Genomic DNA, 19,727 nt, shown 5'->3' on the forward strand with positions numbered 1-19,727 from the left:
TCATTCTGTCACTGTGCGGGCACGCCAACGGCGGCACCTTCGTGGCGCCGCCGTCGGGCCTGGTTGTTAAACGGGAGTTTCTACGCTCCTGACAGGTCCGAGCCTTCGTTACCACTGGACATCATCAGGACGTGGCACACCACGTCCCACCCCAGATGGGAGTAGAGCTTCTGGCCGTCCAAGGATGCCAACAAAAGGCCGTTCTCAACGTCATGCGAGAACGCTTGGGCGGCGAGGGCCTTCATGATGAAGGTGCCCAGACCACGGCGCTGAAAGTCAGGTTCTGTGACGATCTTGTCGAAAACGGCTGTGCCGTTGACCACGTAGACCCGGCCGCTGGCAGCCACCTGTTCGCCGGAGTGGACCACCGCGTGGTGGACGCCGTTCGATTCGGAAGTAACGAGTTCCAAATCGTCGTCAGGGAGCCACGGATCCTCGGAATCCTGGGTTTCCATGTCCACGATCATCATGGTCTGGGATGCGGACGTCACGGTGAGTCCGCGCTGTTCAGCGAGGTATTTGTACCGTTGGACGTCGTTGGTGAGTACCGTCAGGATCCGGTTTGGGGATTCTGCGGTCTTGTCCGCAAGGGCGGCGAACTCTTCGTCTGACGGATCATGGGCAAAATACTCCCAATCACCGGTTTTGTCGGCGCGAAGTGCGGCAGGGAAGCGGCCCTCTTGGCGTAACTCATAGCCGCGGCAGCCGGACCAGCCGGCTACCCAGACTTCCAAGAGGTGCGCAATGTCTTCAACCAAGGCGTCTGGACTCATGTAGAGAGAGTATGCCAGCGCACCATGAAGCAACAGAGCCACGTCAGCCCGGTGATGGTTGCTTATGGAATTGTGACTTCCGGCCGCGGGCACCACACGAAACGAACGGATTTTACTGCACCAAGTACCCTTTAATAGTGGCTTTGAACCGAATTGTGCTCTTCTATGGCTTTACCCCGATCGCCGACCCTGACGCCGTGCGTCTGTGGCAGCGTGCCCTGTGCGAAAAACTGGGCCTCACCGGCAGGATCCTCATATCCAAGGACGGCATCAACGCCACGGTGGGCGGCGAGCTCAACAACATGAAGCAGTACGTGAAAACCACTCGTGAGTACAAGGGTTTTCACGACATCGACTTCAAATGGTCGGAGGGTAGCGCCGCAGACTTTCCGCGCCTCAGCGTCAAGGTGCGCGATGAGATCGTGTCGTTCGGCGCGCCGGGTGAACTGAAGGTGGACGCCAACGGCGTGGTGGGCGGCGGGAAGCACCTCCAACCCGAGGAACTTCACGCGCTGGTGGATGCCAGGAAGTCCAGGGGCGAAGACGTAGTGTTCTTCGATGGCCGGAACGCGTTCGAAGCGCAGATCGGCAAGTTTAAGGACGCAATCGTTCCGGACGTGGACACCACCCACGACTTCATCAAGGAACTCGACTCGGGCAAGTACGACGACCTTAAGGACAAGCCGGTTGTCACCTATTGCACCGGGGGCATCCGCTGCGAGGTACTCTCCAGCCTGATGGTCAACAGGGGCTTCAAAGAGGTCTACCAGTTGGATGGCGGGATCGTCCGCTACGGCGAGACTTTCAAGGACAAAGGCCTCTGGGAGGGCTCGCTGTACGTCTTCGACAAGCGCATGCACGTCGAGTTCAGCGAGGAAGCCAAGACCATCGGCGAGTGCGTCCGCTGCTCAGCTCCCACCAACAAGTTCGAGAACTGCTCCAACCTCAGTTGCCGTACTTTGACCCTGTACTGCGAGGAATGTGCCTCCAGCCCGGAAACGCTCCGCTGCCCCGGGGGCTGCGAAGCGGCCTGACCGCTGAATCAGAGCCGGCTCACCCGATAGGTGAAGTTGGCATCGGATCTGGTCCCCACCGTGATGGACAGTATGGCGTCCTTTTCCAGTTGGACCACGCTCACGCGTGCATTGGCGCATCCCAGCGTCAGGTTCACCAGTTCCACTTCGCTCACCTTGACGGAGAAAGTCACCCTGCGAGTGCCACGGCAGGCCAGCGTCACCGCGTACGTCCCTCCAGGCAGTTGAACTGTTTGCTCTGACTTGGACTCGCCGGCTTTGAGGTAGCCACTGCTTGAGTAGAACGACTGCCCTTGGGACTCAGGCAGGGCCAACTTTGCCCACTCTTCGAGCGCCTCACCGGTGACGGTTTCCTCCAAGGCCGGATCGGGCGGAAGAACTACATTGCCGGCTGGGGAGGTAGGGCTGGCATCCGGCCGTCCGCCCTCGTCATAGGTGTATTCGCAGGCCGTCAGGCTGCCGCCCAGCACAACAAGGATGACGACGGCGGCCCTCGCCAGCCGCCGTGGCATCACCGAGCGAGCTGCCTTGCTGCCCATGAACTGACTTTACGCCCGTAAAGCCACTGGCCAAAGGCCTATCGGAGCAGGTGCGCCGGCCCTAGGCGGCCGCAGGAACCATGTGATAGGCGAAGATCAGCGGAGCATCAACGCTGCTCGTCGAGATGCTGAGGGGGCCAGTGCCGGGCACCTTGATCTTCACCACATCAAGGCTGCCATTGCATGCCGCGGCCGCGTCCGCGATCTTGGTGCCGCTGGAGGAAACAGCGAAGTACGCCTTGCCGCCCCCATCGCATGCCATGGTGAGCGTGTAGCTCCCGCCCGGAACGTTGGGGGACTCCTTGACCAACGGGTCCCGGTTGAGGATCTTGCCGGAGTCCTCCAACACCACACCGCTCGCCGCAGGCAGGATCTTTTCCTTCCAAGCAGGAACGTCGGCATCTTCGATGTTGGCCGGCGCCTGGCAGCCGCAGATCCCCAGCAAGGCCGCAGCGGTGATGGCAACAAGGCCTGCATGGCGCCTTGTGGAAGAGAAGGTGAGCATGAATCCAACGCTACCGGGTTCCAGCGGGGGCCTTTGTCCACATAGCGAAGGTTCACGACCAATGCAGGGTGCGTCGCCCCTACACTTGCAAGGTGACTGACACAGCTTCCACCTTTACTGCCGGCAATATTGACGATGCTCCCCGCAGTGACCGCCCCGAACTGCTTTCGGCGCTCGCCGCAGACCTTCGTGCCCTCAACTACACAGTGGACGGCGTGGCTGAACTCCTGGGAACAACCGCCTCAGAAGCGCTCGGCAGGGACCAGCTCATTCCCGCGCTCCTTGCCAGTGAGAGACTCATGGACTCCAAGGACCCAGCCCTCAGATCACAGGCAGTAATTGTTCGTCTCTGGCTGCTGGCCCTTCCGCAGCCCGTCGGGGATATCGATTCCGCCCTCCCCGGTATCCGTGCGAAAGGCCTTGAGGAACTGGGTCTGATCACCGTGGATTCAGGAATGGCTCATGCCAAGGCGGACCTGCGCCCCTACGGCTGGGACGCCAACACGGATGGCAGTGGCGGTGCAGAACTCTGGGTTGCCAGCGACCTTGCTGCCCACCAGCAGCCCGGAGTCCTGAGGCACGACCACGTCCTGGGAATCGGGCGTGCCTCCACAACGCTGGTCCAGACCACATTCAGGAAACACAGCAAACGAGCGCTGGACGTGGGCACCGGCTGCGGTATCCAGACCTTCCACCTGCTCCATCACTGCGAGCATGTCACGGCTACGGACATCTCGGAGAGGGCACTCGCGTTCACCCGCTTCAACCTTCTGCTGAACGCCGCAGAACTGGAGCTGGATCCGGATAACCTGGAGCGTCGGGTGAGCCTGCGGCTCGGATCGCTCCTGGAACCGGTAGAGGGGGAGCAGTTCGGCTTGGTGGTATCAAACCCACCGTTCGTCATCACTCCGCGAACGGGCGGCGAATCGTCGTCCGAGCAGTTCACGTACCGCGATGGCGGGCTTCCCGGAGACGATATCGTTGCGTCCTTGGTACAGTCCTTGGCCGAGGTCCTTGAGCCCGGCGGAACAGCGCAAATGCTCGGCAATTGGGAGGTTACTTCCGGTGCGGACTGGAAGGACCGGCCCAAGGCATGGCTCCAGGACTCCGGTCTGGACGTCTGGTTCATCCAACGGGAGCAGGTGGGCCCCGAGCAGTACGCGGAGACCTGGCTCCAGGACGCATCGCAGAACCGCGAGGGCCAGCAATACCAGGAAGCGTACGCCGCCTATCTGGACGACTTTGCTTCCAGGAACGTCCAAGGTATTGGCTTCGGCATGATTTGGCTGCGCCGCCCGGAGACACCCCTCGAGGTCACCATCAGCCGCTTCGAGGAAATCACATATCCAATAGAGCAGCCGATCGGGCCGCATCTGGGTGCTGCCGTGGAACGGGCTGATTGGGTGGCCTCACATTCGGTCCCGGAGGCGCACTTGGTGGTTGCCGAGGACGTCACCGAGGAACGGCACCAGCGCCCCGGAGCCGTTCATCCCGGAGTCATCCTCCTGAGGCAAGGGGCGGGACTTCGCCGGACCAATCTGCTCAGTACTGAACTGGCCGGTTTCGTTTCCGCCTGCGACGGGCAATTGTCGGTCCGGCAGATCGTCTCGGCCTTGGTATCGCTCCTGGGCGGGGGAGAGGACTTCGATGAAGAGACCTTCCGCGAAGGGCTTTTCCGCGAGGTCACCAACCTGGTTTTGGACGGGTTCCTCCTTCCGGACCCGGCGCAGGTCAACGAATGATCCGGGGTGCGGCGCCGCGCTCATCAAACACCGGGCATCCGGGAAGTGACCCTGACTACACTGATGAAGTGAGTGCGAACAACGAATCATCCCAAGCGTCAGGCGATATTCCGCGGCGGAAGCGTGCCGAAAAGACGGTTGAGATCACTGATCCCAAGGCTATCCGTGCATTGGCGCACGCCGCCCGGATTGAGGTTATCTCTGAGCTCTACGCCACACAGGTCAGTCACACAGCCACGGAACTCGCTGCCAGGACAGGGCTGACGCCCAGTGCAATGAGCTACCACCTCCGGGCCCTCCAGAAATGGGGGATCGTGGCACCTGCGGAAAACGCCGGTGATGCCCGCGAACGTCGCTGGAAGGCGGCCGGAACGGACTTCACCATCTCGGGAGGCAGTGTTGCCAGCCCTGAGATTGCCGTGGTTGACCTGGAGCTTGATGCTTTCCGTCGCCGGGCTTCGGCCTTCGCCAAGGCTCGCGGGGAACGCCGGCAACGGGGGGAAACAGGAGAAGAGCCGGCAGCAGTAGTCCTTTCCAGCAACCTGCTGTACTTGACCAACCCACAGCGCAGGGAACTTTTGGACAGAATCCGCGCTGTTCTGCGGGAGTACGAACTCGAGGATCCCAACCGGATACCGGAAGGTGCTGAACGTGTGGCAACCTTGTGGTCAATGATCCCGGATGACCGGGTAGCACCCGGTCAGTAAGAGCCCCGCCGGGTCCTTGACTGTCCGCCCTGGTTCCGCACCAAAACGCAGGATTCTGCAAACTATGGTGAACTAGGCCAATATGGGCACCAGCCCAATTACACATTTTTTCTGTAGGAGCACCGTGCCCAGCAAGGCAAAAACCGGCAAGAAACTCGTGATCGTGGAGTCTCCCGCCAAGAGCAAGACCATCGCCAAGTATCTTGGCGAGGGCTTCATCGTCGAGGCTTCGATCGGCCACATCCGGGACCTCCCGCAGCCGTCGGACCTCCCTGCCGAGCTGAAGAAGACCTCGTTGGGCAAGTTCGCTGTCGACATCGAAAACGACTTCAAGCCGTACTACGTTGTTTCTCCGGACAAGAAGAAGAAGGTCGCCGAGCTCAAGGCCCAGCTGAAAGACGCTGACGCCCTCTACCTCGCAACTGATGGGGACCGCGAAGGCGAAGCCATCGCGTGGCACCTCCTGGAGGTCCTGAAGCCCAAGGTTCCCGTCTACCGCATGACGTTCGGTGAAATCACCAAGGAAGCCATCCACCGCGCCATGGACAACCTCCGGGATGTCGATACCGCTTTGGTGGATGCCCAGGAAACACGTCGTATTCTTGACCGCCTCTATGGCTACGAGATTTCCCCCGTGTTGTGGCGCAAGGTTGCCCGCGGACTGTCCGCTGGCCGTGTCCAGTCCGTGGTGACCCGCATGGTGGTTGACCGGGAACGTGAACGCATGGCCTTCCGGGCCGCGTCCTACTGGGACCTCACGGGCCAGTTCGGTTCGGATTCCGGTTCCTTCAAGGCCAAGCTTGCCGCCGTGGACGGTTCCAAGGTAGCCAGTGGCCGGGACTTCAACGACAACGGGCAGCTCACCTCCTCAAACGTGGTCCACCTCAATGAGGAACTCGCCACGTCCTTGGCCTCCGGTCTGGAGAACGCTGATTTCCGGGTCCGCTCTGTAGACACCAAGCCGTATACCCGCCGCCCTGCAGCACCGTTCACCACCTCCACGCTGCAGCAGGAAGCCGGCCGTAAGCTCCGCTTCTCGTCGAAGAGCACCATGCAGGTTGCCCAGCGCCTGTATGAAAACGGCTACATCACCTATATGCGTACGGACTCATCAGCTTTGAGCGATGAAGCACTCACGGCAGCCCGCCGTCAGGCTTCGGAGCTTTATGGTCCCGAGTACGTGCCCCAGAGCCCCCGTGTCTACGCCAATAAGGCTGCCAACGCCCAGGAAGCTCACGAGGCCATCCGTCCCGCGGGAGACTCCTTCCGTACTCCCGCGCAGGTTGCCAAGCAGCTGAGCGGTGATGAGTTCCGCCTCTACGAGCTCATCTGGAAGCGCACGGTGGCCTCCCAGATGGCCGACGCCAAGGGTTCTACGGCCACCATCCGCCTCGGCGCAGTGGCTGCTGACGGTCGCGACGCCGAATTCTCCGCTTCCGGTACGGTCATTACCTTCCCCGGTTTCCTCGCAGCCTATGAAGAGGGCAAGGACGAGAGCCGCGGTGATGAAGAATCCGATGAAGCCCGTCGCCTGCCGAACGTTGCCAAGGATGATTCCCTCACGGCTTCGGACATCGTTGCTGTCGGGCACGAAACGTCACCGCCGCCGCGTTACACGGAAGCATCGCTGACCGCTGAGCTGGAAAAGCGGGGCATTGGCCGCCCGTCCACCTACGCGTCCACGATCTCCACCATCCAAGACCGTGGCTACGTTCGTAAGCAGGGTTCTGCCCTGGTTCCCAGCTGGATCGCATTCTCCGTGATCCGCTTGCTGGAACAGCACTTCACTGATTACGTGGACTACGAGTTCACGGCAGACATGGAAGGCGACCTGGACAAGATCGCCAACGGCCAAGCCGTGGGTGCTGCCTGGCTCAAGCACTTCTACTACGGTGAAGACGCAGACCCCGGCCTGCTGAGCATCGTGAACAACCTCGGCGAAATCGATGCGCGGGAGATCAATTCCGTGCCCATCGCCGACGGCATCACGCTGCGTGTGGGCAAATTCGGCCCGTACCTGGAAAGCTCCATCCCCACTTTGGATGCGAAAACCGGCGAAGTGGTTGAGTCCGCACGGGCCAACGTCCCCGAGGAACTCGCTCCGGACGAACTCACGGCAGACAAAGCCAAAGAGCTCATGGAGACCGCAGCCCCCGAGGAACGGGTTCTGGGAACCGACCCGCACACGGGCCACACCATCGTTGCCAAGAATGGCCGGTACGGCGCTTACGTCACCGAGATCATCCCCGAGATGACCGAGGAACAGCTGGCCAACCAGCCGGTGGAGTACTACAAGAACGGCAAGCCCAAGCCTCCCAAGAAGCCTGTGAAGGCCAAGCCGCGCACCGGTTCTCTCTTCAAGTCCATGACCGTGGACACGGTCACCTTGGATGAAGCCCTCGCGCTGATGAGCCTGCCCCGGGTCCTCGGCGAGGACGCGGATGGCAACCCCATCACGGTACAAAACGGCCGGTTCGGACCGTACCTGAAGAAGGGCACTGACTCCCGCTCCATCGGTTCGGAAGAGGAAATCTTCACGATCACCCTGGAACAGGCTCTGGAGATCTACTCGCAGCCCAAGCAACGTGGCGCCCGTGCCTCCGTACCGCCCCTTGCCGAGTTCGGTCCGGACCCCGTCTCCGAGAAGAACATTGTGGTGAAGGAAGGCCGCTTCGGCCCCTACATCACTGACGGCGTTACCAACATCACCGTCCCGCGCACAACCTCCCTTGAGGAGCTGACCCGGGAACGCGCCGTCGAGCTTTTGGCGGAAAAGCGGGCCAAGGGGCCGGTCAAGCGGACCACCACCCGCAAGGCACCGGCCAAGAAGGCCACAGCCAAAAAGTAGTCACCATGACGGCCGGGGCAGCATTCGCGAATTGCGTCCCGGCCGGCATCGTGGTCGAGTAGAACCATGACTGAACAGACGGTGTCACCGGACAACGAACCCTTGAACGACCTCGAGGCGAAGCTCGCCTCGGCCGAACAACCGGACGCGAACCCGGTGGACGTCATCCTCGCTTTCCTGAACAACGAGGTCTACCTCGTCAGCTCGGAAGCGGTGGACGGCCCCGACTCCTCCGTGGAGCCTTTGGTGCTCTCCAACGCCGACGGCCAGCCCGTCCTGGCCGTCTTTAGCCACCCGAGCCGCGTGGATGAGCGCTTCCTTGAAGCAGCCCCGCACGTCCTGGGCACCATGGGCTCGGCGATCCTGGGAAACATCGGAGACGAACTCGGCATGGTCATCAACCCGGGAAGCGAATTCGGCTTCGAAATCGACCCCGAGGGAATTGCGAACATCCGCCGCGACTTCAAGCGTGCCGACGAAGCCGGGGAGTCCGCCGAATAGCGGTCGACCAAGCTGCCGGTAACCATCCGGTCAGCGAAACGTCGTCGCCAAGTTGCTTCACGGGCTTCGAATCGGTGAATAATGGCAGAATGCGTCTTGGCGTTCTCGACATCGGGTCCAACACCGTCCACCTACTGCTGGTGGACGCTCACCCCGGCGCGCGTCCGGTAGCTTTCGCTTCCCACAAGCGCCCGCTTTCTCTGGTGCAGTACCTCGACGGCGATGGCAACATCAACGACGCCGGGCAGCACGAGCTCATCGAATTCGTCCTGGAAGCCTGGGAGTTCGCGGCCAGCCACAGGGCGGAGGATCTCCTGGCGTTCTGTACCTCGGCCATCCGGGAGGCAACCAACGGACCCGAGGTCCTGGCCCGCGTCAAACACGAGACCACGGTGACCCTCCAGGAACTCACCGGCAGCGAAGAAGCCTCCATGACTTTCTTCGCAGTACGCCGCTGGTACGGATGGGGCGCAGGCAACATCCTTGACCTGGATATCGGCGGCGGCTCCTTTGAAATGGCGTATGGGACGGATGAACTCCCTGAGTACGCCACCTCTGTTCCCCTGGGTGCCAGCCGTTTGACGCGGGACTGGCTCCACGATGATCCGCCCAGCGCGAAGAGCGTGAAGGAACTGCGGCGCTACATCCGGTCCACGCTGAAACCGGTGGTCCGGGACTTCCACGAGTTGGGCCGGGCCAATCTGGTGGCCGGCACCTCCAAAACGTTCCGCTCCTTGGCGCGCATCGCCGGTGCAGCTCCCAGCGCTGCAGGGCCGTACGTGAAGCGTGAGCTCCACGCAGCAGACCTGGGGCTGTGGGCACAGCGGATTTCTGCCATGACCGTGGAAGACAGGTTGTACCTCCCTGGCGTCTCCGATGCGCGCGCCCGACAGTTGTTGGCGGGTGCCCTCGTTGCTGAAGCGGCCCTTGAGCTCTTTGAGTTTCCCAAGATGGAGATTTGTCCCTGGGCCCTTCGTGAGGGCCTGATCCTGCGACGCCTGGACCAGCTGGTCTTCGAGGAAGCCTTGGATCCGGCGCCGCACGTGGGCAAGCGCAAGAAGGACAAATCCAAGAAAAAGGCAGCCAAGGAAGCCGCCAAGGCTCCCGATATAGAAGAGCCCCATCCGGGGTTCAAAGAATTCCCGGTCCCTGTAAACACACCGTCCCCATCACCCATCCCGGCCCCCGTGGCAGGCGGGCTGGCCTCCTGAGATGAGCAACGACGTCGAACCTGAAGTGAATGACCGCCAAATTCCCGTGGCGCTGTCCAGTGCATCCGTGTACCCCCTGAGCGTCCACGACGCTTTCGCGGTGGCGCAGGACCTGGGGTACGAAGGCGTGGAGGTGATGGTTACCAACAACGCGGTGAGCCAGAACCCGGATGCCTTGATCCAGCTAAGCCATCGGTACCACCAGGAGATCGTCTCCATCCATGCGCCCACCTTGCTGTTGACGCAACAGGTTTGGGGTACGGCGTGGAACAAAATTGAGAAATCCTGCCAAATGGCCGCGGACGTCGGATGCGACACCGTGGTGGTCCACCCGCCGTTCCGCTGGCAGTCAAACTACGCGGAGAACTTCGTGGAAGGCGTGCGTGAAATCGCGGCGCGGTACCGGGTGCGTATAGCCGTGGAGAACATGTACCCATGGCGCGTTCGCGGACGTGAAGCGGTGGCCTACCTGCCGCACTGGGATCCTTTGGGCCAGGATTACGACGACGTCACATGGGACTTCTCCCATGCCGCCACTGCCGGGGCCAACAGCCTGGAAGCCATCAAAGCGCTCGGAAACAAGCTCCGGCATGTCCATCTCACCGACGGTTCGGGTTCCGGCAAGGACGAGCACCTGGTGCCGGGCACCGGAACGCAGCAGTGCGCCGATGCTTTGCAGCATTTGGCAGCCACGGGTTTCGACGGCGTCGTAGTGGCGGAGATTTCAACCCGCAAGGCGAAGGTAGCGGGGGAGCGCGAGGAAATGCTGGCAGAAACCCTGCGTTTTGCCCGGCAGCACCTCAGCGTCCCGTTGTTGCGCAGCGTAGACAACTAACCGGCGTCGAGGGCCGTACACCAGCGCCTCGCCTTGTTCGCCTGACCCACCCTTCAAGGGTGCGTCAGGCGGATAAACGTGGGGCTTCGCGCGGTCCACGGTCCTTAAAGGCGAAAGCACCGGCGGCCGAATCGGGAAATGGGGGAAAACCCGCCCGGCCACCGGTGCTGCTGGCGGACATCCCCATGCCCGCCTCATCACTCGCACCCTCAATGAGGTAACTACTAAGTTACGGACCAAGAATGAGTGCTGCCTGCAATAACCTTGGGAGCTAGCTGGGAATCTGGAATTCGTTAGACCCCGTCCAAGGCCAACTGCAATGATGGAGCCATGAGCAACCGAATCGCATTCCTTGGCTGTGGATCCATGAACGAGGCAATCCTGGGAGGCCTGCTTGCCGCCGGGACGGACCCGTCCGATATCGTCGCCACCGTCCGCCGTGCCGAGCGGGCGGACGAACTGGCCCAGCGCCATGGGGTCATGGCCATCGCAGGCGAGGAGGAGCCGGACAACAACAGGTTGGCCACCAAAGGCTCCAGCATGGTCATTCTGGGCGTCAAGCCGGTAGGCATCCTGGACCTGGCCCGGGAGATCAGCCCCGCCCTGGGGAAGGACACGATCGTTGTCAGTGTCGCAGCGGCAGTCTCCCTCGCCCAGCTCGAAGCGGCGCTGCCGGACGGACAGCCGGTGATCCGCACCATGCCCAACACGCCCTCAAGATTGGGCCGCGGTGTCATATCTGTCTCCCCGGGTACTCATTGCACGCCTGAGCAGCTGGAGAAGGCGAAGAAGGCGCTGGCCGGCGCCGGCACAGTGGTCCAGATTCCCGAAGAACAGGTGGATGCGCTGTCCGCTATCAGCGGTTCCGGCCCGGCCTACGCGTTCTACCTCGCCGAAGCCATGGCTGCGGCCGGCGTGGAGCTTGGTTTGGACGAGGAACTGTCCGTGATGCTTGCCCGCGAAACCGTGGCAGGTGCCGGCTTCATGTTGGCCGAACCGGGAGCAAACCCCTCAGCCCTCCGCATCGCCGTCACCAGCCCCAACGGCACCACCGAGCGGGCCATCGCGGCCTTCGACGACGGCGGGATCCCCAAGATCATCGCCGACGGCGTCCGCGCGGCAGCCGCCCGGGCAGCAGAGATCACCAAGCAGCTCGGCTAGCCGCTACGGCCGCGCCGCTACGGCCGCGCCGCTGCTACGGTCGCGCTGCGAAGCGCTCCAGCAGGTCCACGTGTCCGGACACGATCAACATGTCGTGGCCGGACACTTTGGTTTCCGGCCGGGCGTACGTGAAGTCTTCGCCCGGAGTTTTCACGCCGACAATGGTCACGCCATACTTCGAACGGACCTTGGATTCCTCCAAAGTGAAGCCCACGGTTTCCTTGGGCGGGTACATCTTGACGATCGCGTAGTCGTCGTCGAACTCGATGAAGTCCAGCATTCGCCCGGATACCAGGTGGGCTGCGCGGACACCGGCGTCGGCCTCCGGATAGATCACGTGGTTGGCGCCGATCCGTGTCAGGATCTTGCCGTGCGAGGGCGTGATGGCCTTGACCCAGAGATGTTGGATGCCCATATCCACCAGGTTCACAGTGATGAGCACGGAGGACTCGATGGAGGTACCAACACCCACCACCGCTGAGCTGAATTCCTGGGCACCGAGCTGGCGCAAGGCATCAATGTTGGTGGCGTCCGCTTCCACGACGTGCGTGAGCACAGGCGCCCACTTCTGGACGAGGGTGCGGTCACGTTCGATAGCCAGGACTTCACGGCCTTGCTTGACCAGTTGCTCAGCCGTCGCGGAACCGAACCGGCCAAGGCCAATCACCAGCACTGGTGCGTTGTGGGCGGGGCGGTTGGCTGCCCCTGTGCTACTAGCCAATGATTGGCCTCTCTTCCGGGTAGTGGTACAGCTGGCTGCGTTGGCGCAGGGCCAACCCGGCCGCGAGGGTTACGGTGCCGACACGGCCGGCGAACATCAGCGCGGTCAAGACGTAAACGCCCGACGGCGGCAGCTCGGCACTGAGGTTTGTGCTCAGTCCCACGGTGGCGAAGGCGGAGATGGATTCAAAGAGCACCCTGTCCAGGGAAGCTCCGCTGATGGACAGGAGCAGGAAGGCGGCCACCGACACCAGGGTGGCTCCGGCCACGATCACGGAGATGGCCACCCGCATGGTGCCCTGCGGAATGGTGCGGCCGTAAACCTTCACGTCAGCGTCGCCGCGGGCTTCAGCCATGATGGCCAGGAACATGACCGCGATGGTGGTCACCTTGATGCCGCCCGCAGTAGACGCAGAACCGCCACCGGCGAACATCAGGGCGTCGGTGAGGAGCATGGTGGTGGATTCCATATGGTTTTGGTCCACCAGGTTGAAGCCGCCGGAACGGGTCATGACGGAGGCGAATAGTGAATGGATCACCTTGTCGCCCATGTCCATGTGGCCGATGGTGCGCATGTTGTCCCACTCCATCAAAGCCCACAGGACAGTGCCTGCCGCGAGCAGGATGAAGGAGACCTGGATGGTGAGCTTGGTGTGGAGGTTCCACTTTTTCCAGTTGAGCCCGTTCTGCTGCAGCACCATCACCACGGGGAAACCCAGGCTGCCGAGGAAGACGCCCAGCATGAGTGGAATGAGGATCCAAAGGTCGGTTTCGTAGGGGACGATGCCGTCCGAATGTGGCGTGAATCCGGCATTGTTGAAGGCGGAGATCGAGTAGAAGACACCATGCCAGACGGCCTGCCAGAATGGTTCGCCCAGCACCATGAACCGGGGAATCAGGACTATTGCGAGAGCCGCTTCGATCGCGACGGATGTGACGATGACAATGCGCAGCAGCGTACCGACCTCACCGAGCCTGCCAGCGTTGTTCATGGCTTCCTGGGCGATGAGCTTGCCGCGCACCCCCAGCCGCTTGCTGACCATGAGGGCCAACAGCGAGGCGAGGGTGAGTGTGCCGAGACCTCCAACGAAGATGCCCACCAAAATAACCAGCTGACCAAAGAAGGTCCAGTGTGTGGCCGTGGAAACTACTGTCAGTCCGGTGACGCAGACGGCGGAGACCGCCGTAAACATGGACTGGTGCAGCGGTGTGACTGTGCCGGCCGTGGAAGCGGCGGGAAGGGACAGCAATCCGGTAAAAACCAGGATCACCACGGCAAAGACGGTCAATGCCAAGCGGGCTGGGGAGGTGTTGGCAATATTGTCAACGAAGTCGCGCACGCGCGTAAAGATCCAGAGACCTTCCCGCTCCTGCTGGTTGGGTTGCCAGTTGGTCGGGCTCGTGGACCGCGACTGGCTTTGAGACATGGCGCTCTTCCTCGGTTGAACAAGCTTTCCTGAGTAGTAAACCACTATTCCTGCGGCGTAACCGGGCGGTAGGCTACTCCGGGCTCAGGTAGCCTGTTCTGGATGAACTCACGGCTTGGAACAACAGCTTCCAGCATTACGCGGTCCGCACTGCCAACGACGGTGGTGTGGGATCCAGCCATGACTGCCTACAACTTTGGCCCGGGTCACCCCATGGCGCCGCAGCGGCTGGAACTTACAGCGCGGCTGGCCGAATCCCTCGGCCTGTTTGACCACCAGCATGTGGCCGTCGAAGCGCCTACGGTGGCCACCGACGTCGAACTTTTTACTGTGCACAGTCGCGAATACGTGGAGGCCGTGCGCCGCGTCAGTGTGAACCCCTCGGCTCCCGAGGAGGACCGCGGCCTGGGAACCGAGGACGATCCCGCGTTCGCCGGAATGCACGAGGCCAGCGCCCGCCTCGCCGGCGGTTCGCTGCTGGCGGCAGAGACAATCCTGTCCGGCCAGGCCGTTCGCGCTGTGAACTTCAGCGGCGGGATGCACCATGCCGCACGGGACCGGGCCAGCGGCTTTTGCGTTTATAACGATGTTGCGATTGCCATCCAGAGGCTGCTTGACGGGGGTGTCCAACGAGTCATGAGCATCGACGTCGACGCCCACCACGGTGACGGGACTCAGAGTATTTTCTGGAACGACCCCCGTGTCATGACCATCAGCCTGCACGAGACGGGCCTCACTCTCTTTCCCGGGACCGGCTTTGCCAATGAAACAGGCGGACCAAACGCCCCTGGGACCGCGGTTAACGTCGCACTTCCTGCATTTACGGGCGACGCGGCCTGGTTGCGGGCTTTCCATGCGGTGGTCCCACAGCTTGTAGGTGCATTCCAGCCCGAAGTCATTGTCAGCCAGCACGGCTGCGATTCGCATCGCGACGATCCCCTGACGCACCTCAACCTCAGCGTTGACGGGCAGCGTGAGGCGGCTTCCGCCGTCGCCGGCCTCGCCGCCCGGTACTGCGATAACCGCTGGATCGCTACCGGGGGAGGCGGCTACGACGTCACCGGTGTTGTGCCGCGTGCCTGGAGCCACCTGATCGGGATGGTGACTCAACGTCCGGTGCCGCTCAGTACGCCCGTGCCTGGATCGTGGCGGGCGTACGTGAAGGAAACCTACGGCGTGTGGGCCCCGGAGTCGATGGGCGACGACGTGGACGTCTGGTGGCGCTCCTGGGAGGTCGGTTACGATCCCGCAGACGAGGTGGACCGGACCGTGATTGCCACGCGCAAAGAGATCTTCCCCCTGTATGGCCTGGATCCCTGGTTCGACTGACGCTGTAGCGCCACGAAACAGGGATGCCAATCGGCGTATATGTCGCTAGGGTGGGAGGCATGGTGACTGACGACGTATTTGCCGTCATAGCTGAGGCAACCAGGCGCGACATCCTGGTCTCCCTCCGCTCTGGGGATAAAGCTGTAGGCGAACTGGTGGAAGAACTGGCTGCGAGCCAGCCCACCATCTCCAAGCATTTGAAAGTGCTCCGCGAGGCGGACTTGGTCAGCATGCGCGCCCAGGGCCAGAAGCGCTTCTACGCGTTGAATACCAAGCCGCTCGCCGGCGTCGCCAGCTGGCTGGAGACGTTCGACGTCGGCACTCCGGCGCCCGCCGTCGTCGCTCCTTCCGAGCCGGCACCCGCCGCCGGGCCCCCTGCCGCGGCTGTTGTTGTCTCTTCGCCGGAGCTTCCGGCCACCCGCACTGACGCCGTCAGCCAGGCTGTGAAGGTTCATGCGAGCGGAATCCCGGTCACTTTGGATCCTGCCTCGGACGACACCGTGCCCCAGCAGATCGGCCGTACTGTCGGCCGGGCCGCCACTAAGGCCGCTGATCTTTTGGCGAACCTACCGAACCTGCCCAACCTTCCCAAGTTCGGGCGAAAGCGATAGCCAACCTCGACTTAACGTGATCCTTATCACATTGTGAGTTTTCGTTAACCTCTCATTTCCTTGAGATTTCAACGATTTTCTACACTTGTGTTAACTCCTTGGCCCGGGTCACATTGCCTCCGGATGGAGATCCTATATCCCTCGGTGCAACCATGGGCGGGACTGATCGTCTCGCCGCTGGCCGGCGCACTGAGGATAGGAAGACGCATGGATTCAAGGCTCGAAACAGTCCGCGACACTGTGTTGGCGCGGAACCCGGGAGAGAAGGAATTCCACCAGGCCGTCACCGAGGTCTTCGAAAGCCTTGGCCCTGTTCATGATCGTCATCCTGAATTCCTTGAGGGCGCTGTTCTTGAACGTCTGTGCGAGCCCGAGCGACAAATCATCTTCCGCGTCCCCTGGACTGACGACGCCGGCCGCGTCCACGTAAACCGCGGCTTCCGTGTGGAGTTCAACTCCGCCCTCGGCCCGTACAAGGGCGGACTTCGATTCCACCCCTCGGTGTATCTGGGAATCGTGAAGTTCCTTGGCTTCGAACAGATCTTCAAGAATGCGCTCACCGGCATGCCCATTGGCGGCGGCAAGGGAGGCTCGGACTTCGATCCCCGCGGACGTTCCGACGCCGAAATCATGCGCTTCTGCCAGTCCTTCATGACTGAGCTGTACCGCCACATTGGCGAGTACACCGACGTCCCGGCCGGTGACATCGGCGTGGGCGGCCGCGAAATCGGTTACCTCTTCGGCCAGTACAAGCGCATCACCAACCGCTATGAATCCGGTGTCCTCACGGGCAAGGGCATCTCGTGGGGCGGCTCCCTGGTGCGTCCGGAGGCCACCGGTTACGGCACAGTGATCTTCGCCCAGGAGATGCTCAAGACCCGGGGCCAGTCCTTCGACGGACAGCGCGTTGTGGTCTCCGGTTCGGGCAATGTGGCGATCCATGCGATCGCCAAGGCCCAGGCCCTCGGTGCCACCGTGGTGGCTTGTTCCGACTCCGCCGGTTACATCGTGGACGAGGCGGGGATCGACGTCGCGCTTTTGAGCCGGATCAAGGAAGTGGAGCGGGGGCGCCTGACGGAGTACGCCGCACGGCGGCCGGGAGTGAACCACGTTTCCGAGGGTTCGGTGTGGGATGTCAACGGCACCGTGGCCTTGCCCTGCGCCACGCAGAACGAACTCGACGGCGAGGCTGCCGCCAAGCTGGTCAGCAATGGCCTGATCGCCGTGGCTGAAGGTGCCAACATGCCCTCCACCCGTTCAGCCGTGTCAGTCTTCCAGGAAGCCGGGATCCTGTTCGGGCCGGGCAAGGCCGCCAATGCCGGTGGTGTTGCTACGTCCGCGCTGGAAATGCAACAGAACGCCAGCCGCGACTCCTGGTCCTTCGAGCACACGGAACAGCGCCTCACCGAGATCATGGTGGGCATCCACGATCGCTGCGCCGCGACTGCCGACGAATACGGTGCGCCCGGAAACTATGTGGTGGGCGCCAACATTGGTGGCTTCGTCAAGGTAGCCGACGCGATGCTGGCGCAGGGCCTGATCTGATACCCCTTAGCCCAACTGAGTAACAGCAACTGTCGCAATGGAGCCCCAATGCGACAGTTGCTGTTACCTACATGGGTGCTTTAGCGCTGGAGCAGCCGCACGTGGTCCGGGTTCAGGTCGGAGACCTTGCTGACGCCGAGCAGTGCCATGGTGCGGGTCATGTCCTTTTCCAGGATCTGGATGGTCCGATCCACGCCTTCACGTCCACCGGCCATCAGGCCGTAGAGGTACGCGCGGCCGATCAGTGCAAAGTCCGCGCCCAAAGCCAGGGCTGCCACGATGTCCGCGCCGCTCATGATGCCCGTGTCCAGCATGACGGCAGCCTTGCTGTTGTCCGCCTTCAACGCAGTGGTGACCTCCGGCAGCAGGTGGAACGGGATGGGTGCACGGTCCAGTTGACGGCCGCCGTGGTTGGACAGGATGATGCCATCGGCCCCGTGGTCCACTACCTTGCGGGCGTCTTCCACGGTCTGGATGCCCTTGACCACCAGCTTGCCCTTCCAGGTTTCGCGGAGCCAGTCGAGGTCCTCGTAGGTCAGGGTGGGGTCGAACATCGAGTTGATGAGGTCAGCCACGGTGCCGGTGTAGCGCGAGAGTGAGGCAAACGTCAGCGGCTCGTGAGTGAGGAAATTGAACCACCAGGCCGGGCGGTAAGAGGCGTCCAGGACTGTCTTGATGGTCAGCGCCGGCGGGATGGTCATGCCGTTGCGGACATCGCGGAGCCGGGCGCCGGCGACCGCGGTGTCAACGGTGACCATGAGGGTGTCGTTGCCGGCTTTGGCGGCGCGTTCGATCAGTTCTAGGGAGCGGTCGCGGTCCGTCCATAGGTATAGCTGGAACCAGTTGCGGCCGTTCGGGGCGGCGGTGGCAACGTCCTCGATGGATGCGGTGCCCATGGTGGACAGGGTGTAGGGAATGCCTGCCGCTTCAGCTGCCTGTGAGCCTGCATATTCGCCCTCCGACTGCATCATGCGCGTGAAACCCGTGGGGGCGATGCCGAACGGGAGGCGTGATTCCTTGCCCAGGATGTCCGTGCGGAGATCGATCCTCGAAACGTCACGCAGGATGCCCGGGCGGAACTCGATGTCTTGGAATGCCTGGCGTGCCCGACGGAGGGTGATCTCTTCTTCGGCGGCGCCGTCCGTGTAATCGAAGGGTGCCTGCGGCGTGCGGCGCTTAGCCATGTCGCGCAGTTCCCAGATGGTGCTGGCGCGCTTGAGCCGGGCGGTCTTGCTGAATTCGGGCTTCTTGAACTGCATCAGCGGCGCCAAGTCGGAAACCTTGGGCACGCGGCGCTTCAGCGCAGGTGGCTGAGGCGCAGATGACTGCACGACGGCGGACTGCGGCTGAGCTGTGCGCGTCACGTTGTGATCGTTGCCGGCATTGGCTGGCGCGGCGGTGATTTTGGGGTCGAGGGTGTCGGTCATGCGGTTCTCCCTTGAATTCTGTGGTCTAACCACACTGTAATCCATGTGGTTGGACCACATCAACTAGTATTCCGTTATGCGTACCCACGAGTTGGTCCTGCAATGGATCGAGAAGCAGCTGTCTGACGGAGATCTCACTTTGGGTGGACGGCTCCCTGGGGAACGTGCCATGGCCGAGCAACTACACGTTTCCCGCACCTCGGTGCGCGAGGCTGTCAGGATCCTCGAAGCCATGGGTGTGGTCCGGGCCGGCGTGGGTTCGGGCAAGGACGCCGGTACTGTGGTGATCGCCGAGCCCGGTTCTGCGCTCGGCTCTACGCTTCGGCTGCATGTAGCCACGCGCCATCTACCCGTGGCAGACATCGTTGAGACTCGAGTGCTGCTCGAATCGTGGGCTGCGGAACGGGCCCACGTGGGCGTACCGGCGCTGGAGGAAGCCGCGGAGCTGCTGGATCAGATGGATGCCGCCCCGGACATTGATTCATTCCTGGCCCTTGACGCGCGTTTTCACGTGGCGCTGGCCCAAGCGGCGGGCAACTCAGTGGTCAGTGCCATGATGGCGTCGCTCCGGGGCGCAATCGAGAACTATGCCGGTGAACTCACCGGAAACCTGCCCGATTGGAATGCGACGTGCAGCAGGCTTCGGGCTGAGCACCGTGCCATCCTCGCCGCAGTGAACAATAACGACGGCGGCAAAGCAGCTGAGCTTGTTGCTGCGCACATTCAAGGCTTCTACAAGGAGGCCGGCGTGGGCTCAAACCCTCCGCCCAAGTGACACTTAATGCCAATGTTCGGCTCGAACATTGGCATTA

At 62.3% G+C, this 19,727-nt stretch carries 18 protein-coding genes; 12 read left to right on the forward strand and 6 right to left on the reverse strand.

All coding sequences use genetic code 11. The features are described from left to right. Positions 1-80 precede the first annotated feature (80 nt). A complete protein-coding gene (locus tag AC6CH8_RS19525; protein ID WP_420178950.1) occupies positions 81-773 on the reverse strand; it encodes a GNAT family N-acetyltransferase in 693 nt (230 codons plus the stop codon). A gap of 137 nt (positions 774-910) precedes the next feature. Between AC6CH8_RS19525 and trhO the strand changes: the two genes are divergently transcribed. Next, positions 911-1,807 carry an oxygen-dependent tRNA uridine(34) hydroxylase TrhO gene (gene trhO / locus AC6CH8_RS19530; RefSeq protein WP_091470428.1) on the forward strand — a complete coding sequence of 299 codons (897 nt, stop codon included), beginning with the start codon at positions 911-913 and terminating at the stop codon, positions 1,805-1,807. Positions 1,808-1,815: 8 nt separating this feature from the next. Here the strand turns inward: trhO and AC6CH8_RS19535 are convergent, their stop codons facing one another. Together AC6CH8_RS19535 and AC6CH8_RS19540 are read right to left on the reverse strand one after the other, a co-directional pair. Then, the gene (locus tag AC6CH8_RS19535) at positions 1,816-2,346 is read right to left on the reverse strand and encodes a DUF6023 family protein (RefSeq protein WP_498191949.1); all 531 of its coding nucleotides are present in this window, start codon (positions 2,344-2,346) and stop codon (positions 1,816-1,818) included. A gap of 61 nt (positions 2,347-2,407) precedes the next feature. Then, the gene (locus AC6CH8_RS19540) at positions 2,408-2,851 is read right to left on the reverse strand and encodes a DUF6023 family protein (RefSeq protein ID WP_498191951.1); all 444 of its coding nucleotides are present in this window, start codon (positions 2,849-2,851) and stop codon (positions 2,408-2,410) included. A 92-nt stretch (positions 2,852-2,943) separates the two neighbouring features. Here AC6CH8_RS19540 and AC6CH8_RS19545 point away from each other — a divergent pair, with 92 nt between their 5' ends. The 7 genes from AC6CH8_RS19545 to proC all read left to right on the forward strand — a co-directional run bounded on the left by AC6CH8_RS19545 (position 2,944) and on the right by proC (position 11,856). Next, complete coding sequence (locus AC6CH8_RS19545; protein WP_498191952.1) at positions 2,944-4,593, forward strand: DUF7059 domain-containing protein; 1,650 nt, start codon at positions 2,944-2,946, stop codon at positions 4,591-4,593. Further along, entirely contained in the window at positions 4,590-5,300 is a 711-nt protein-coding gene (locus AC6CH8_RS19550) for an ArsR/SmtB family transcription factor (RefSeq protein ID WP_498191953.1), read from the forward strand. Before AC6CH8_RS19545 ends, AC6CH8_RS19550 begins: the two co-directional genes overlap by 4 nt. Before the next feature lie 124 nt (positions 5,301-5,424). Further along, entirely contained in the window at positions 5,425-8,148 is a 2,724-nt protein-coding gene (gene topA / locus AC6CH8_RS19555) for a type I DNA topoisomerase (RefSeq protein ID WP_091470435.1), read from the forward strand. 66 nt (positions 8,149-8,214) lie between these two features. Beyond that, positions 8,215-8,649, forward strand: coding sequence for an SseB family protein (locus tag AC6CH8_RS19560; RefSeq protein ID WP_017199191.1), 435 nt, complete (start codon positions 8,215-8,217; stop codon positions 8,647-8,649). 89 nt (positions 8,650-8,738) lie between these two features. After that, on the forward strand, positions 8,739-9,860 hold the full coding sequence (locus AC6CH8_RS19565; RefSeq protein ID WP_420178945.1) for a Ppx/GppA phosphatase family protein: 1,122 nt from the start codon (positions 8,739-8,741) through the stop codon (positions 9,858-9,860). 1 nt (position 9,861) lies between these two features. Further along, positions 9,862-10,695 carry a sugar phosphate isomerase/epimerase family protein gene (locus tag AC6CH8_RS19570; RefSeq protein WP_017199189.1) on the forward strand — a complete coding sequence of 278 codons (834 nt, stop codon included), beginning with the start codon at positions 9,862-9,864 and terminating at the stop codon, positions 10,693-10,695. Positions 10,696-11,025: 330 nt separating this feature from the next. Further along, positions 11,026-11,856 carry a pyrroline-5-carboxylate reductase gene (proC, locus tag AC6CH8_RS19575; RefSeq protein WP_498191954.1) on the forward strand — a complete coding sequence of 277 codons (831 nt, stop codon included), beginning with the start codon at positions 11,026-11,028 and terminating at the stop codon, positions 11,854-11,856. A 34-nt stretch (positions 11,857-11,890) separates the two neighbouring features. Here proC and AC6CH8_RS19580 read toward each other — a convergent pair whose 3' ends face one another. Then, complete coding sequence (locus AC6CH8_RS19580; protein WP_178995321.1) at positions 11,891-12,529, reverse strand: potassium channel family protein; 639 nt, start codon at positions 12,527-12,529, stop codon at positions 11,891-11,893. Positions 12,530-12,569: 40 nt separating this feature from the next. Beyond that, entirely contained in the window at positions 12,570-14,003 is a 1,434-nt protein-coding gene (locus AC6CH8_RS19585) for a TrkH family potassium uptake protein (RefSeq protein ID WP_498191955.1), read from the reverse strand. Between the two features lie 102 nt (positions 14,004-14,105). Between AC6CH8_RS19585 and AC6CH8_RS19590 the strand changes: the two genes are divergently transcribed. The 3 genes from AC6CH8_RS19590 to gdhA all read left to right on the forward strand — a co-directional run bounded on the left by AC6CH8_RS19590 (position 14,106) and on the right by gdhA (position 17,488). After that, on the forward strand, positions 14,106-15,332 hold the full coding sequence (locus tag AC6CH8_RS19590; protein WP_498191956.1) for an acetoin utilization protein AcuC: 1,227 nt from the start codon (positions 14,106-14,108) through the stop codon (positions 15,330-15,332). Positions 15,333-15,391: 59 nt separating this feature from the next. Further along, a complete protein-coding gene (locus AC6CH8_RS19595; protein ID WP_420178941.1) occupies positions 15,392-15,943 on the forward strand; it encodes an ArsR/SmtB family transcription factor in 552 nt (183 codons plus the stop codon). 207 nt (positions 15,944-16,150) lie between these two features. Continuing rightward, complete coding sequence (gene gdhA, locus AC6CH8_RS19600) at positions 16,151-17,488, forward strand: NADP-specific glutamate dehydrogenase (RefSeq protein WP_498191957.1); 1,338 nt, start codon at positions 16,151-16,153, stop codon at positions 17,486-17,488. Positions 17,489-17,568: 80 nt separating this feature from the next. On the opposite strand, the gene AC6CH8_RS19605 is transcribed toward gdhA, so the two are convergent. After that, complete coding sequence (locus AC6CH8_RS19605; RefSeq protein WP_498191958.1) at positions 17,569-18,915, reverse strand: alpha-hydroxy acid oxidase; 1,347 nt, start codon at positions 18,913-18,915, stop codon at positions 17,569-17,571. A gap of 76 nt (positions 18,916-18,991) precedes the next feature. Here AC6CH8_RS19605 and AC6CH8_RS19610 point away from each other — a divergent pair, with 76 nt between their 5' ends. Next, a complete protein-coding gene (locus AC6CH8_RS19610; RefSeq protein ID WP_498191960.1) occupies positions 18,992-19,690 on the forward strand; it encodes a FadR/GntR family transcriptional regulator in 699 nt (232 codons plus the stop codon). The last annotated feature ends 37 nt before the right edge of the window (positions 19,691-19,727 follow it).

This window comes from Paenarthrobacter sp. GQ52 (genome assembly GCF_059759005.1).

Excerpts from the sequence above, each read along its gene's own strand:
- AC6CH8_RS19540 (WP_498191951.1), bottom strand. The coding sequence starts at position 2,851 with ATGCTCACCTTCTCTTCCACAAGGCGCCATGCAGGCCTTGTTGCCATC.
- AC6CH8_RS19550 (WP_498191953.1), top strand. The coding sequence starts at position 4,590 with ATGATCCGGGGTGCGGCGCCGCGCTCATCAAACACCGGGCATCCGGGA.
- AC6CH8_RS19560 (WP_017199191.1), top strand. The coding sequence starts at position 8,215 with ATGACTGAACAGACGGTGTCACCGGACAACGAACCCTTGAACGACCTC.
- proC (WP_498191954.1), top strand. The coding sequence starts at position 11,026 with ATGAGCAACCGAATCGCATTCCTTGGCTGTGGATCCATGAACGAGGCA.
- AC6CH8_RS19525 (WP_420178950.1), bottom strand. The coding sequence starts at position 773 with ATGAGTCCAGACGCCTTGGTTGAAGACATTGCGCACCTCTTGGAAGTC.
- AC6CH8_RS19595 (WP_420178941.1), top strand. The coding sequence starts at position 15,392 with ATGGTGACTGACGACGTATTTGCCGTCATAGCTGAGGCAACCAGGCGC.
- AC6CH8_RS19610 (WP_498191960.1), top strand. The coding sequence starts at position 18,992 with ATGCGTACCCACGAGTTGGTCCTGCAATGGATCGAGAAGCAGCTGTCT.
- AC6CH8_RS19570 (WP_017199189.1), top strand. The coding sequence starts at position 9,862 with ATGAGCAACGACGTCGAACCTGAAGTGAATGACCGCCAAATTCCCGTG.
- AC6CH8_RS19535 (WP_498191949.1), bottom strand. The coding sequence starts at position 2,346 with ATGGGCAGCAAGGCAGCTCGCTCGGTGATGCCACGGCGGCTGGCGAGG.
- gdhA (WP_498191957.1), top strand. The coding sequence starts at position 16,151 with ATGGATTCAAGGCTCGAAACAGTCCGCGACACTGTGTTGGCGCGGAAC.
- AC6CH8_RS19605 (WP_498191958.1), bottom strand. The coding sequence starts at position 18,915 with ATGACCGACACCCTCGACCCCAAAATCACCGCCGCGCCAGCCAATGCC.
- AC6CH8_RS19590 (WP_498191956.1), top strand. The coding sequence starts at position 14,106 with ATGAACTCACGGCTTGGAACAACAGCTTCCAGCATTACGCGGTCCGCA.
- AC6CH8_RS19585 (WP_498191955.1), bottom strand. The coding sequence starts at position 14,003 with ATGTCTCAAAGCCAGTCGCGGTCCACGAGCCCGACCAACTGGCAACCC.
- AC6CH8_RS19565 (WP_420178945.1), top strand. The coding sequence starts at position 8,739 with ATGCGTCTTGGCGTTCTCGACATCGGGTCCAACACCGTCCACCTACTG.